The sequence below is a fragment of the Pseudomonas sp. Tof1 genome (assembly GCF_055390395.1).
The window spans coordinates 4665750-4679518 of record NZ_AP024344.1 but is presented as its reverse complement, the minus strand read 5'-3'; the positions used below and the strand labels follow the sequence as shown (position 1 = coordinate 4679518).

Below are 13769 nucleotides of genomic sequence, written 5' to 3'. Positions count from 1 at the left end.
GATACGTGTTATGCGCCGACTACGATCGGCCGTGCCAAAGGCGGGACGGCAGCCCCAGCGGGGGCGATGCCGGCCTCGAACTCCGGACGGAAATACTTGATTGCGCTGCCCAATGGCTCCACGGCGCCCGGTGCGTGGGCACAGAAGGTCTTGCCCGGGCCGAGGAAGCCGACCAGACCCAGCAGGGTCTCGATGTCGCCGGCCTGGCCCTGGCCTTTCTCCAGGGCGCGCAGCAGCTTGACGCTCCACGGCAGGCCATCGCGGCAAGGGGTACAGAAACCGCACGACTCACGGGCGAAGAACTCTTCCATGTTGCGCAGCAGCGAAACCATGTTGATGCTGTCGTCGACCGCCATGGCCAGGCCGGTACCCATCCGGGTGCCGACCTTGGCGATGCCGCCGGCGTACATCTGGGCATCCAGATGCTCGGGCAGCAGGAAGCCGGTACCGGCGCCGCCAGGCTGCCAGCACTTGAGCTTGAAGCCGTCGCGCATGCCGCCGGCGTAGTCTTCGAACAGCTCGCGGGCGGTCACGCCGAACGGCAATTCCCACAGGCCCGGGTTCTTCACCTTGCCGGAGAAGCCCATCAGCTTGGTGCCGTGGTCCTCGCTGCCTTCGCGGGCGAGGGACTTGTACCAGTCGACGCCGTTGCCGATGATCGCCGGCACGTTGCACAGCGTCTCGACGTTGTTCACGCAGGTCGGCTTGCCCCAGACGCCAACGGCGGCAGGGAAGGGCGGCTTGGAGCGCGGGTTGGCACGGCGGCCTTCGAGGGAGTTGATCAGTGCGGTTTCTTCACCGCAGATGTAGCGCCCGGCACCGGTGTGGACGAACAGCTCGAAGTCGAAGCCGCTGCCGAGGATGTTCTTGCCCAGCAGGCCCGCAGCCTTGGCTTCTTCCACGGCACGGTTGAGGTGCCGGGCGGCGGTGACGTACTCGCCGCGCAGGAAGATGTAGCCACGGTAGGTCTTCAGCGCGCGGGCGCTGATCAGCATGCCTTCGATCAGTTGATGGGGCAGTTGCTCCATCAGCATGCGGTCCTTCCAGGTGTTGGGCTCCATTTCATCCGCGTTGCACAGCAGGTAGCGGATGTTCATGGATTCGTCTTTGGGCATCAGGCCCCACTTGACCCCGGTGGGGAAGCCCGCACCGCCGCGGCCCTTGAGGCCGGAATCCTTCACGGTCTGGACGATATCGTCGGCGGCCATGTCGGCGAAGGCCTTGCGCGCGGCGGCGTAGCCGTTCTTGGCCTGGTACTCGTCGAGCCATACCGGCTCGGCATCGTCACGCAGGCGCCAGGTCAGCGGGTGGGTTTCTGCCGTGCGCGCGATGCGGTTGGCAGGGCCGAAGGAAGTCAGGGTCATACGTAGCCCTCCAGCAGTTTGTCGACGCCGGCGGCGGTCACGTCGCCGAAGGTGTCGTCGTCGATCATCAGGGCCGGGGCCTTGTCGCAGTTGCCCAGGCAGCACACCGGCAGCAGGGTGAAGCGGCCGTCGGCGGTGGTCTGGCCGAGGCCGATGCCCAGCTTGTTCTGGATTTCGCTGACCACCGACTCGTGGCCGCCGATATAGCAGACCATGCTGTCGCAGACGCGAATGACGTGGCGACCGACCGGCTGGCGGAAGATCTGGCTGTAGAAGGTCGCGACACCTTCGACGTCGCTGGCCGGAATGCCGAGGATCTCGCCGATGGCGTAGACCGCGCCGTCAGGCACCCAGCCACGTTCCTTCTGGACGATCTTCAGGGCTTCGATGGACGCCGCGCGCGGGTCCTCGTAGTGATGCATCTCGTGCTCGATGGCCGAGCGCTCGGTTTCGCTGAGGGCGAAACGGTCTGTCTGGATGAGCGTGCTGTTCATGCTTAGCGGTCCACGTCGGCCATAACGAAGTCGATACTACCCAGGTACGCGATCAGGTCCGCGACCATGCTGCCGCGGATCACCGATGGGATCTGCTGCAGGTGCGGATAGCTTGGCGTACGAATCCGGGTGCGGTAGCTCATGGTGCCGCCATCGCTCGTCAGGTAATAACTGTTGATGCCCTTGGTCGCCTCGATCATCTGGAAGGATTCGTTGGCCGGCATGACCGGGCCCCACGAAACCTGCAGGAAGTGCGTGATCAGGGTTTCGATGTGCTGCAGCGTGCGCTCTTTCGGCGGCGGCGTGGTCAGCGGGTGATCCGCCTTGTACGGGCCTTCCGGCATGTTGCGCAGGCACTGGTCGATGATCCGCACGCTCTGGCGCATCTCCTCGACGCGGACCATGCAGCGGTCGTAGGCATCACCGTTGGCCGCCAGCGGTACTTCGAAGTCGAAGTTCTGGTAGCCGGAGTACGGACGCGCCTTGCGCAGGTCGAAATCGCAACCGGTGGAACGCAGGCCGGCACCGGTGACGCCCCACTCCAGGGCTTCCTTGGTGTTGTACTGGGCCACGCCGATGGTACGACCCTTGAGAATACTGTTCTGCAGGGCGGCCTTGGTGTACTCGTCCAGGCGCTTGGGCAGCCATTCGACGAACTCCTTGACCAGCTTGTCCCAGCCCCGAGGCAGGTCGTGGGCGACGCCACCGATGCGGTACCAGGCCGGGTGCAGACGGAAGCCGGTGATGGCCTCGATCACCTTGTAGGCGCGCTGGCGGTCGGTGAAGGTGAAGAACACCGGAGTCATCGCACCGACGTCCTGGATGTAGGTACCCAGGAACAGCAGGTGGCTGGTGATCCGGAAGAACTCGGCCATCATGATGCGGATGGTGTCGACCCGGTCCGGCACCTTGATGCCGGCCAGTTTTTCCACCGAGAGCACGTACGGCAGGTTGTTCATCACCCCGCCGAGGTAGTCGATACGGTCGGTGTAGGGGATGAAGCTGTGCCAGGACTGACGCTCGGCCATCTTCTCGGCACCACGGTGGTGGTAGCCGATGTCCGGTACGCAGTCGACGATCTCTTCACCGTCCAGTTGCAGGACGATACGGAAGGCACCGTGGGCCGAAGGGTGGTTCGGGCCGAGGTTGAGGAACATGTAGTCCTCGTTCGGGCCGGACCGCTTCATGCCCCAGTCTTCCGGATTGAAGCGCGCGGCTTCCTCTTCCAGTTGTTGCTTGGCCAGGGTCAGGCTGTAGGGATCGAACTCGGTGGCGCGGGCAGGGTAGTCCTTGCGCAGCGGGTGGCCTTCCCAGGTCGGCGGCATCATGATGCGCGACAGGTGCGGGTGGCCTTTGAAGTCGATGCCGAACATGTCCCAGACTTCGCGTTCGTTCCAGTTGGCGTTCGGCCAGATGCTGGTGACGCTGGGCAGGCTGAGGTCGCTTTCGGACAAGGCGACCTTGATCATTACGTCACTATTACGCTCGATCGAGAGCAGATGATAGAAGACGCTGAAATCGGCGGCCGGCAGGCCCTGGCGCTTGGTGCGCAGACGCTCGTCCACGCCGTGCAGGTCATAGAGCATGACGTACGGCTTGGGCAGGTTGCGCAGGAAGGTCAGGACTTCGACGAGTTGGGCGCGGCTCACCCACAGCACCGGCATGCCGGTGCGGGTGGCCTGGGCGGTGAAGGCCTCGGCGCCAAAACGGTTGTTCAGTTCGACGACCACATCCTGGTCGTCAGCCTTGTAAGGCGGGATGTACAGAGCACTGCCTGTAGTCATGGTTTTTTATCGCTATCGGTCAACGTAAAGAATGAAGCCAGGTACACGTTTCTTTGGAAGAAGCAGAACTGGATCAGACTTCGTCGGGGCTGCGCAGGTTGGTCACCTGGATACGCTGTTCGCGGCGCTGTTCCTTTTGCGACGGCATCTCGGCACGGTAAATGCCTTGATCACCGACGACCCAGGAAAGTGGGCGACGCTCCTGGCCAATCGACTCTTGCAAGAGCATCAAGCCTTGCAGGAAAGCCTCGGGGCGGGGCGGGCAGCCTGGCACGTAGACGTCCACGGGCAGGAACTTGTCCACCCCCTGAACGACGGAGTAGATGTCGTACATGCCGCCGGAGTTGGCACACGAACCCATGGAAATCACCCATTTCGGTTCGAGCATCTGTTCGTACAGGCGCTGGATGATCGGCGCCATCTTGACGAAGCAGGTGCCGGCCACAACCATGAAGTCGGCCTGGCGTGGTGATGCCCGGATAACTTCGGCGCCGAAGCGTGCGATGTCGTGGGGTGCCGTGAAGGCGGTGGTCATCTCCACGTAGCAGCAGGACAGACCGAAGTTGTACGGCCACAGGGAGTTCTTGCGCCCCCAGTTGACCGCGCCACTCAGCACGTCTTCCAGCTTGCCCATGAAAATGTTTCTTGTGGACTTGATCCTCTAACGGATCGGCAACGGTTTCCCGTTGGCCGATCGGATATTGCTCGTTAGGAGCGTCCGGGTCGATTCTGGTGAGATTGTATTGCATTGCCAAAGCCTCATTGTTTCAGCTTCGCTTGCCTCTTATGACGAGCTTGTGGAGCCCAATCCAGCGCCCCCACTCGGTAAAGGTAAACAAGACCTGCCAACAGAATTGCTATGAAAACGAGTGCTTCGACGAATCCGGTCCAGCCGCTTTCGCGTACCGACACAGACCATGCAAAGAGAAAGAGGGCTTCGATATCGAAGATCACGAACAGCATCGCGACCAGATAGAATTTGGCGGAGAGCCGCAGGCGGGCGCTGCCGGTGGGCAGCATGCCGGATTCGAACGGTTCGTTCTTGCTGCGTCCCCAGGCTTTTGACCCGAGGAGGCTGGAAAGACCGAGCATGAAGGCACAGAGGCCGACGACGCCGAGCAGGAAAATGGCAAAGCCCCAGTTGTGGGCCATGAGTCCGGTCGCTTCGGTCATGCGGGTAATCCTTAACAGAGAGCAAGGTTCTCTGAGCTTGAAAAAGTAACAAGGCAGTGACGATATGTCGCAGCGCCATCAATCCGGGTGATTTTATGGGTAAACACCTGGCAAGTAAATTTTCTATAGCGAAATTATTTAGTGGAATAAGGACATAGGGACCTCTGGAGGGCCTGCAGGGCCTGTACTGCGGGCATTAGCCGGGTTTTTGTTAATTATGTTTTATCCAGGCTGCAACGAATAAAGCTATTTCTAAATGATAATCAATATTATTTGTCTTTGACTGTAACAGCTCTCGTGAGTGCGGCTGTTTCTAGTTGCCATATAGGGAGACTAGTTGAAAGTTGCGGGAAGGGGGACGTTTTAATCGATTTGTCGTGATCGAAGGCTGCGCCAGGTCAATGTTTGGGCGTTGTGGCGGTCAGGCCGGCCCCTTCGCGGGCAGGCCCTGCTCCTGCAGGCTTGTGTGCGCCGATCCTGCTTCTGTAGGAGCCGGGCTTGCCCGCGAAGGGGGGGGCGCCGGCCCTGCGCAGGATCCAGGCAAAAAAATGCCCCGAACCAGTCGGGGCATCAGTCTGTCAGGCATTCCAGTTAGGTCTTACACGGTCTGGAATGGCCGCTTGCTCGGTCGACTCAGTGGAACTGCTCTTCTTCGGTCGAGCCGGTCAGCGCGGTCACCGAGGAGGTGCCGCCCTGGATCACGGTGGTCATGTCGTCGAAGTAGCCGGTGCCGACTTCCTGCTGGTGCGCCACGAAGGTGTAGCCCTTGGCGGCATCGGCGAATTCCTGCTCCTGCAGCTTCACGTAGGCGGTCATGTCGTTGCGGGCGTAGTCGTGCGCCAGGTTGAACATGCCGTGCCACATGTTGTGGATGCCGGCCAGGGTGATGAACTGGTGCTTGTAGCCCATGGCCGACAGCTCGCGCTGGAACTTGGCGATGGTCGCGTCGTCCAGGTTCTTCTTCCAGTTGAAGGAAGGCGAGCAGTTGTAGGACAGGATCTGGTCCGGGTATTCCTTCTTGATCGCTTCGGCGAAGCGGCGCGCTTCGTCCAGGTCCGGCTTGGCGGTTTCGCACCAGATCAGGTCGGCATACGGTGCGTAGGCCAGGCCGCGGGCGATGGCCTGGTCGAGGCCGGCGCGGACCTTGTAGAAACCTTCCTGGGTGCGGGTACCGGTGACGAACGGCTGGTCGTAAGGGTCGCAGTCGGAGGTCAGCAGGTCAGCGGCGTTCGCGTCGGTACGGGCCAGGATGATGGTCGGTACGCCGGCGACGTCGGCTGCCAGGCGCGCAGCGACCAGCTTCTGTACGGCTTCCTGGGTCGGTACCAGCACCTTGCCACCCATGTGGCCGCATTTTTTCACCGAAGCCAGCTGGTCTTCGAAGTGCACGCCGGCGGCGCCCGCCTCGATCATGCTCTTCATCAGCTCGTAGGCGTTCAGTACGCCGCCGAAACCGGCTTCGGCGTCGGCCACGATCGGGGCGAAGTAGTCGATGTAGCCTTCGTCACCCGGGTTCTTGCCGGATTTCCACTGGATCTGGTCGGCACGGCGGAACGAGTTGTTGATGCGCTTGACCACGGTCGGTACCGAGTCGACCGGGTACAGCGACTGGTCGGGGTACATGGATTCGGCGGAGTTGTTGTCCGCAGCCACTTGCCAGCCCGACAGGTAGATCGCCTGGATACCGGCCTTGACCTGTTGCACGGCCTGGCCGCCGGTCAGGGCACCCATGCAGTTGACGAAATCCTTATCCGGACGGAAGGATGGCTTGGCACCCTGGGTGACCAGCTTCCAGAGCTTCTCGGCACCCAGGCGGGCCAGGGTGTGCTCAGGCTGGATCGAGCCACGCAGACGAACCACGTCAGCGGCGGTGTAGGTGCGAGTCACGCCTTTCCAGCGCGGGTTTTCAGCCCAGTCTTTTTCAAGGGCTGCAATTTGCTGTTCGCGTGTCAGTGCCATGGACATAAACCTCGTCGCGTCTTCTATCAAAAGTCGATCTTTTGTGGAAAGTTCCTTGCTCCACTGCGTGCCCGCACCTGAAAAGGCTTGAGCAGAGGCTGCGCGCCGACCAGAAGCTCAGGCGGTCGAGTCGGGTCTGGCGGGAAATGCGACGGGTGAACGATGGGCTCAAGGGGGAGACGAGCGGGCGAGGGCGATCCTTGGGGCGCAGCGGGGCGTCGTGGGCCTCATGCTGGCTTTGCGGGTATTGCCGTTCTACCTGATTACGCTTCCGTCCCTCGGGACAACTTCGTTCCAGTCGCAATCTCGTCAAACGCGCCTTGTGGGCGGTACAGACACGAATCGGCTCAGGTGGGTGAGTTAGAGCGGCGATCCGAAGGCCCTTGCCAGGGCCCCTGATTAGCGGGAGCGAGGCCATCATGCCTTCGGTTTTTGGGCGCGTCAAACGTTTTGTAGTGCTTTTTTCAAAGCACTACATCTTTGGTCTAATACGACTGGACAGTCAGTTTTCGGTGCTTCAGTCCAGGCTGTCGACTTTCACCCGCAAAGTCATGTCGTTACGGTTCGAGGTAGAGTAGCTGCGGGTTAGAGCCTTGCGGTCGGCCTGGCTCTGGCCGTTGACGCCGGCCAGGGTGATCCATTCGCCGAGCGGTCCGCTGACCGTTGTGTCGGTACTTTGTACGTTCACTACATCCTGACGCTCCTGGCTCATCCGGTCACGATTGGTACTGATGGCCAGGTGAACGATGTTTCCGGTGACGCTGGCGGTGACGTAGAACCCCTGGGTGACGTTGCGATACTGGGTCTGGGTTTGCGGGCGGCCGTAGATGTCGAGTTGGCCGGTGCTGCTGGTCAGCGGCACGCTCTGGCCGATCTGGATCAGTGCCGGGGTGCCTTCGCTGGCCTGGATCTGCTGGATGCCACCGTCGCGGCTGTCGGTGCTGCGGCTGATGATGCGGGTCTGGCCCTGGCCGTTGATCGAGTAGCCCTGGGTACCCTGGTCGTTGTTTTCGCTGGTGTCGACGCTGATCAGCAGGCGCCGGGCCGGTTTGTCCAGTTGCCCGATGAATTCGCGCAGTTCGCCGATCTTGCGCGGTTCGGCGTTGACGATCAGCTGGTTCTGGTAGGCGCTGACCTTGCCGTCCTGGCCGAGGAAGTTCTGTGCGACCGGCAGCAGGTCACTGCTGGTGCGGTAGTTCAGGGGGATCAGCTCGGTGGCCGCCTGGGCGCTGAAGGTGCAGGCCAGCAGCAGGCCGGTGAAGAGGGTGCGTAGGGACATGTCCGTTATCTCCGCGTTTGACTGGGCAATGCACATGAGTGTGATGCATTGAGTTTGACAGTTTCTCGGCGCGGCAGGCGGCAAATTGAATGGCGCACAGCAAAACGCCCCGATGACGGGGCGTTTTTACCGGTTCCGCAACTGCAGGGCGTCAGGCCGCGCCGCGAACCATGTCGACGTGGGGAATCCCGGCTTCGAGAAACTCCTCGCTGACGATGCTGAAGCCATGGCGTTCGTAGAACGCCGTGGCCTGCACCTGGGCGCTGAGCATCTGCTGCTTGAGGCCACGCTTCTCCGCTTCGCCGATCACTGCCTGCAGCAGCGCGTCGCCGACCTTCAGGCCGCGCCAGTCGCGCAGCACCGAGACGCGGCCGATCTGCCCGTCTGGGAGCAGGCGGGCGGTGCCGATCGGGAAGTCGCCTTCGTAGGCGAGGAAATGCACCGCTGCGGCGTCCTCCGCGTCCCACTCCAGCTCCGGGGGTACAGCTTGTTCGGCAATGAACACCGACTCACGAATGCGCCGAATCTCGGCGTTATCCTTTTGCCAGTCCGCGACACGTACGTGAATTCTATTCATCGGCAAATCCCACGCTTCCTTGTTTGACCAGCTCGCACAGCAGGCTGCGTCCATCCTCGTCCGCCAGCCATGGGCCGAGGTTGTCGATGTGCAGGGCTTCGGCTGCACAGATCATCTTCAGCAGCTCGCGCAGCTTGCCTGGCAGGTAACGGCTCTGGCCGCTGGCGAACAGCAGCAGGTCGTCGTCGACTTCCGACCAGGCCAGGCGTGCACTCGGGTTACGAATCAGTATGGCACCGTGCTCCAGGCCGGCGAGCAGGTCTTCTTCTTCCAGTTCCGGGCCGACCACCAGTTCCGGGTAGCGTGGCTCGGTCATGAACTGGCCGAACCAGGTCAGCAGCAGGCGCTCGTCGCTCATGTGCTCGGCCAGCAGGCTCTTGAGGCGGTCGAGGGCGTCGTGCTGAATCTGGTGCGGGTCGACCGCCGGCTGGGCGTCGGCATCGGTGTAGCGCTCTTCGTCCGGCAGGAACTGGCTGAGGAAGTCGGTGAAGTGGGTCAGCACTTCAGCGGCGCTTGGGGCGCGGAAACCCACCGAGTAGGTCATGCAGTCGTCCACGGCGACGCCGCAGTGGGCCAGGCGTGGTGGCAGATAGAGCATGTCGCCCGGTTCCAGCACCCAACCCTCGGTTTCCTCGAAGTCGGCGAGGATGCGCAGGTCGGCGTGCTCCAGCAGGGTGCTTTCGGAATCGCACATCTGGCCGATCTTCCAGTGGCGCTTGCCCTTGCCCTGCAGCAGGAACACGTCGTAGTTGTCGAAGTGCGGGCCGACGCTGCCACCCGGGGCGGCGAAGCTGATCATCACATCGTCGATCCGCCAGCTCGGCAGGAAGCGGAAATGCTCCAGCAGCTCGGCGACTTCCGGGACGAACTGGTCGACCGCCTGCACCAGCAGGGTCCACTCACGTTCCGGCAACTGGCTGAAGGCGTCCTCGGAAAACGGACCGCGGCGCAGTTCCCACGGACGTTCGCCATGCTCGATGATCACGCGCGATTCGACTTCTTCTTCCAGGGCCAGGCCGGCCAGTTCGTCAGCGTCGATCGGGCTTTCGAAGTCGGGAATCGCCTGGCGGATCAGCAGCGGTTTCTTTTGCCAGTAGTCGCGCAGGAATTCCCGGGCGGTGAGCCCGCCCAGAAGTTGCAGAGGAGTATCAGGATTCATGTGTAACCTATTGAAAAATCGTATTTTTCAGACTGGAATAAAAACGCCCGGCTCAGCCGGGCGTTCAGAGCGGGTGCCGTACGATCAGATACGCTGGGCCTGGGCCACGGCGTTGCCGATGTAGTTGGCCGGGGTCAGTTGTTTCAGCTCGGCCTTGGCGTCGGCAGGCATGTCGAGGCCGTCGATGAAAGTCTGCAGGGCTTCAGGGCTGATGCCTTTGCCACGGGTCAGTTCTTTCAGCTTTTCGTACGGGTTTTCGATGTTGTAGCGACGCATCACGGTCTGGATCGGCTCGGCCAGGACTTCCCAGCAGGCGTCCAGGTCGGCGGCGATCTTCTGCTCGTTGATCTCCAGCTTGCCGATGCCCTTGAGGCTGGCTTCGTAGGCGATCACGCTGTGGGCAAAGCCGACACCGAGGTTGCGCAGTACGGTGGAGTCGGTCAGGTCCCGCTGCCAGCGGGAGATCGGCAGCTTGCTGGCCAGGTGCTGGAACAGAGCGTTGGCGATACCCAGGTTGCCTTCGGAGTTTTCGAAGTCGATCGGGTTGACCTTGTGCGGCATGGTCGAGGAGCCGATTTCGCCGGCGATGGTCTTCTGCTTGAAGTAACCCAGGGAGATGTAGCCCCAGATGTCGCGGTCGAAGTCGATCAGGATGGTGTTGAAGCGGGCGATCGCGTCGAACAGCTCGGCGATGTAGTCGTGCGGTTCGATCTGTGTGGTGTAGGGGTTGAACACCAGGCCCAGTTCGTCCTCGATGAAGGCGCGGGCGTTGGCTTCCCAGTCGACTTGTGGGTAGGCCGACAGGTGGGCGTTGTAGTTGCCCACGGCGCCGTTGATCTTGCCCAGCAGTGGCACGGCGGCCACCTGGGCGATCTGGCGCTCCAGGCGGTAGACGACGTTCGCCAGTTCCTTGCCCAGGGTGGTCGGCGAAGCGGGCTGGCCGTGGGTGCGCGACAGCATCGGCACGGCGGCGAAGCGGCGGGCCAGCTCACGGATGGCTTCGGCGATCTGGCGCATCAGCGGCAGCAGCACGTCGTCGCGGCCTTCGCGCAGCATCAGGGCGTGGGACAGGTTGTTGATGTCCTCGCTGGTGCAGGCGAAGTGGATGAATTCGCTGACGGCGGCCAGTTCAGGCAGCTTGGCGGCCTGCTCCTTGAGCAGGTACTCGATGGCCTTGACGTCGTGGTTGGTGGTGCGCTCGATCTCTTTGACGCGCTCGGCGTGCTCCAGGGCGAAGTTTTCGGCCAGGGTGTTGAGCACGGCGTTGGCTTCGGCGGAGAACGCCGGGACTTCGGTGATGGCCGGGTGGGCGGCCAGGCGCTGGAGCCAGCGGACTTCCACCAGGGCGCGGGCACGGATCAGGCCGTACTCACTGAAAATAGGGCGCAGGGCCTGGGTTTTGCCGGCGTAGCGGCCGTCAACAGGGGAAACCGCAGTGAGCGAAGAGAGCTGCATGGGGTGTTCTCGGACAGTCAGGCAACGAAATGGGGCGCGTATCATACATGAAAAAATCCGCCGGTCCGTTGCGAACTGACCGGCGTATCGCGCTTTTAAGCTCCGTCGATGGCCTCAGGCGCTACGCATCAACGGATAGAGTTCCTTGAGCAGCTTGCGGCGGCTGATCACCAGCTGCCAGCGATGGCCGCCCAGTTGGCGCCAGAGGCGGGCCGAACGGATACCGGCCAGCAGCAGGGCACGGATTTTCGAGGCATTGCTCGGCTGTTGCAGGTTGCGCATGTCGCCATGCACCTGGATGCGTTGGCGCAGTGTGCTGAGGGTGTCCTGGTACAGTGCGCCGCAGGCCGCCACCACGTTTTCGTGGGCCGGGCCGAAGTGTTCGACCTGGGACTGGATCTGCGGCAGACGCTTGCCGATGGTTTCCAGCATGTCCTCGCGCTTGGCCAGCTGGCGCTCCAGGCCGAGCATCGACAGGGCGTAGCGCAGCGGCTCGCGTTGCAGGGCGCTCGGGTCGCGTTCGAGGGCGCCGATCAGGGCGCGATAGCCGTCGCGCAGGTTGATGTCGTCGCCGCCGTAGACCTCCAGGGTGTCCTTGGGGTCGCGAATCAGCAGGCTGCCGAGCATGCAACTGACGCCGGCTTCGCTGGACTGGCCGGTCTTGGCGATCCGGTCCACCAGCACCGCCGCGAGAAACACGCCGCCCAGGGCGGTCAACTGCTCCTGGATCGGGCTCATGGGCGTGCTCCGTCAGCCGACGGTTCGGCCACTTCGATGACGCCGCCGCCGAGGCAGACTTCGCCATCGTAGAACACCACGGACTGGCCGGGAGTGACCGCGCGCTGAGGTTCGTCGAACACCGCACGATAGCCGTCGGCAGTCTTTTGCAGGGTGCAATGCTGGTCGCCCTGGCGATAGCGGACTTTCGCCGTCAGCTTGCGCGGGCTGCTCAGGTCGATCGGGTTGACCCAGTAGATTTCCGAGGCGAGCAGGGCGCCGGAGAACAGCCACGGGTGTTCGTTGCCCTGGCCGACGATCAGTTCGTTGTGTTCCAGGTCCTTGCGCAGCACGTACCACGGCTCGTCGCCTGCGTCCTTCAGGCCGCCGATGCCCAGGCCCTGGCGCTGGCCGATGGTGTGGTACATCAGGCCGTGGTGGCGGCCGATCACTTCACCGTCGGTGGTCTTGATCTCGCCGGGCTGGGCCGGCAGGTACTGCTTGAGGAAGTCGCTGAAGCGCCGCTCGCCGATGAAGCAGATACCGGTGGAGTCCTTTTTCTTCGCGGTGGCCAGGCCGTGTTTTTCGGCGATGGCGCGCACCGCCGGTTTTTCCAGCTCGCCGACCGGGAATAGGGTCTTGGCGATCTGTTCGCCGCCGACGGCGTGCAGGAAGTAGCTCTGGTCCTTGTTCGGGTCCAGGCCCTTGAGCAGCTCGGTGCGGCCGTCGATATCGCGGCGGCGCACGTAGTGGCCGGTGGCGATCAGGTCGGCGCCCAGGCTCAGGGCGTAGTCGAGGAACGCCTTGAACTTGATTTCGCGGTTGCAGAGGATGTCCGGGTTCGGCGTACGCCCGGCCTTGTACTCGGCCAGGAAATGTTCGAACACGTTGTCCCAGTATTCGGCGGCAAAGTTGGCGGTGTGCAGCTTGATACCGATCTTGTCGCACACGGCCTGGGCGTCCGCCAGATCGTCCATGGCGGTGCAGTACTCCGTACCGTCGTCCTCCTCCCAGTTCTTCATGAACAGGCCTTCCACCTGGTAACCCTGCTCCATGAGCAGTACGGCGGAAACGGAAGAGTCCACGCCGCCGGACATGCCGACGATGACGCGCAGGTTTTCTGGGGCGGTGGCAGTAGGATCACGCATAGGGATTCAATGAGTGTCTTCGAAAAAGGACGCGATTCTAACAGGCCCTGGCCTTCAAGGCTAAAGGGAAGGGCGGATCAGTTCGAGACTGTGCAATGGGCCGGCGAGATAATCGTCGACACAACGGATGATCAGCTCGCTGCGCCACTGCGGGCGCAGGGCCAGCAACTCGTCGCGAGTCAGCCAGCGCGGACCGATGATGCCGTGGTCCAACTGATAGTCGGGCCGCTGGCGCAGTGGTTTGCCGGCGAAGCATACGCGCTGGTAGGTCACGCCGTTGCTCGGCGCGGTGTACAGATAGAGGCCGATCACGCCGCTGAGCTCGACGTCCCAGCCGGTTTCCTCCAGGGTTTCGCGCAGGGCGGCTTCGATCAGGCTTTCGTTCGGATCGAGGTGGCCGGCCGGCTGATTGAAGACGACATGGCCGTCCTGCCGTTCTTCGACGAACAGGAAACGGCCCTGGTCCTCGATGACGGTGGCGACGGTGATGTGGGGTTGCCATTCCATAAGATCGGTTCCTTCTCGCCTATCTATAAGGGCTGCGCGGCCCCTGTAGGAGCGTGGCTTGCCCGCGAAGCTTTTAGCGGCCTTGAGACCGCCTTCGCGGGCAAGCCACGCTCCTACAGGGCGGTAAACACAAACCCCGGCACGGGGCCGGGG

General features: G+C 62.5%; 12 protein-coding genes and 1 pseudogene. All 13 read right to left on the bottom strand.

The features are described 5' to 3' along the window. Positions 1–8: 8 nt before the first annotated feature. Positions 9–1364, bottom strand: coding sequence for an NADH-quinone oxidoreductase subunit NuoF (gene nuoF / locus ACZ5KU_RS20945; protein ID WP_010444603.1), 1356 nt, complete (start codon positions 1362–1364; stop codon positions 9–11). Beyond that, positions 1361–1858, bottom strand: a complete 498-nt coding sequence (gene nuoE / locus ACZ5KU_RS20940) for an NADH-quinone oxidoreductase subunit NuoE (protein WP_054057229.1) — start codon at positions 1856–1858, stop codon at positions 1361–1363. Before nuoE ends, nuoF begins: the two co-directional genes overlap by 4 nt. Before the next feature lie 2 nt (positions 1859–1860). Further along, positions 1861–3642, bottom strand: a complete 1782-nt coding sequence (nuoC, locus tag ACZ5KU_RS20935; RefSeq protein WP_054057230.1) for an NADH-quinone oxidoreductase subunit C/D — start codon at positions 3640–3642, stop codon at positions 1861–1863. A gap of 73 nt (positions 3643–3715) precedes the next feature. Continuing rightward, a pseudogene (locus ACZ5KU_RS20930) lies at positions 3716–4391 on the bottom strand (NuoB/complex I 20 kDa subunit family protein). 10 nt (positions 4392–4401) lie between these two features. Beyond that, positions 4402–4815, bottom strand: coding sequence for an NADH-quinone oxidoreductase subunit A (locus ACZ5KU_RS20925; RefSeq protein WP_017903639.1), 414 nt, complete (start codon positions 4813–4815; stop codon positions 4402–4404). A 633-nt stretch (positions 4816–5448) separates the two neighbouring features. Then, positions 5449–6774: an isocitrate lyase gene (gene aceA, locus ACZ5KU_RS20920; RefSeq protein WP_054057256.1), complete on the bottom strand. Its 1326-nt coding sequence runs from the start codon at positions 6772–6774 to the stop codon at positions 5449–5451. Between the two features lie 517 nt (positions 6775–7291). Continuing rightward, positions 7292–8053: a secretin N-terminal domain-containing protein gene (locus ACZ5KU_RS20915; protein ID WP_416769740.1), complete on the bottom strand. Its 762-nt coding sequence runs from the start codon at positions 8051–8053 to the stop codon at positions 7292–7294. 151 nt (positions 8054–8204) lie between these two features. After that, positions 8205–8630 (bottom strand): GNAT family N-acetyltransferase, encoded by a 426-nt coding sequence (locus ACZ5KU_RS20910; protein ID WP_054057232.1) that lies wholly within the window; start codon positions 8628–8630, stop codon positions 8205–8207. Next, a complete protein-coding gene (locus tag ACZ5KU_RS20905; RefSeq protein WP_273823234.1) occupies positions 8623–9789 on the bottom strand; it encodes a ribosomal protein uL16 3-hydroxylase in 1167 nt (388 codons plus the stop codon). The genes ACZ5KU_RS20910 and ACZ5KU_RS20905 overlap by 8 nt, the downstream gene beginning before the upstream one ends. A gap of 84 nt (positions 9790–9873) precedes the next feature. Further along, positions 9874–11244, bottom strand: a complete 1371-nt coding sequence (gene purB, locus ACZ5KU_RS20900) for an adenylosuccinate lyase (protein WP_054057234.1) — start codon at positions 11242–11244, stop codon at positions 9874–9876. 114 nt (positions 11245–11358) lie between these two features. Continuing rightward, the gene (hflD, locus tag ACZ5KU_RS20895) at positions 11359–11982 is read right to left on the bottom strand and encodes a high frequency lysogenization protein HflD (protein ID WP_017903645.1); all 624 of its coding nucleotides are present in this window, start codon (positions 11980–11982) and stop codon (positions 11359–11361) included. Beyond that, positions 11979–13109 (bottom strand): tRNA 2-thiouridine(34) synthase MnmA, encoded by a 1131-nt coding sequence (gene mnmA / locus ACZ5KU_RS20890; RefSeq protein ID WP_464736174.1) that lies wholly within the window; start codon positions 13107–13109, stop codon positions 11979–11981. The genes hflD and mnmA overlap by 4 nt, the downstream gene beginning before the upstream one ends. Before the next feature lie 60 nt (positions 13110–13169). Continuing rightward, positions 13170–13616, bottom strand: coding sequence for an NUDIX hydrolase (locus ACZ5KU_RS20885; RefSeq protein ID WP_464736173.1), 447 nt, complete (start codon positions 13614–13616; stop codon positions 13170–13172). Between the last annotated feature and the right edge of the window lie 153 nt (positions 13617–13769).

Coding starts and splice junctions, on each gene's coding strand:
- nuoF (WP_010444603.1), bottom strand. CDS start 1,364: ATGACCCTGACTTCCTTCGGCCCTGCCAACCGCATCGCGCGCACGGCA.
- nuoE (WP_054057229.1), bottom strand. CDS start 1,858: ATGAACAGCACGCTCATCCAGACAGACCGTTTCGCCCTCAGCGAAACC.
- nuoC (WP_054057230.1), bottom strand. CDS start 3,642: ATGACTACAGGCAGTGCTCTGTACATCCCGCCTTACAAGGCTGACGAC.
- ACZ5KU_RS20925 (WP_017903639.1), bottom strand. CDS start 4,815: ATGACCGAAGCGACCGGACTCATGGCCCACAACTGGGGCTTTGCCATT.
- aceA (WP_054057256.1), bottom strand. CDS start 6,774: ATGGCACTGACACGCGAACAGCAAATTGCAGCCCTTGAAAAAGACTGG.
- ACZ5KU_RS20915 (WP_416769740.1), bottom strand. CDS start 8,053: ATGTCCCTACGCACCCTCTTCACCGGCCTGCTGCTGGCCTGCACCTTC.
- ACZ5KU_RS20910 (WP_054057232.1), bottom strand. CDS start 8,630: ATGAATAGAATTCACGTACGTGTCGCGGACTGGCAAAAGGATAACGCC.
- ACZ5KU_RS20905 (WP_273823234.1), bottom strand. CDS start 9,789: ATGAATCCTGATACTCCTCTGCAACTTCTGGGCGGGCTCACCGCCCGG.
- purB (WP_054057234.1), bottom strand. CDS start 11,244: ATGCAGCTCTCTTCGCTCACTGCGGTTTCCCCTGTTGACGGCCGCTAC.
- hflD (WP_017903645.1), bottom strand. CDS start 11,982: ATGAGCCCGATCCAGGAGCAGTTGACCGCCCTGGGCGGCGTGTTTCTC.
- mnmA (WP_464736174.1), bottom strand. CDS start 13,109: ATGCGTGATCCTACTGCCACCGCCCCAGAAAACCTGCGCGTCATCGTC.
- ACZ5KU_RS20885 (WP_464736173.1), bottom strand. CDS start 13,616: ATGGAATGGCAACCCCACATCACCGTCGCCACCGTCATCGAGGACCAG.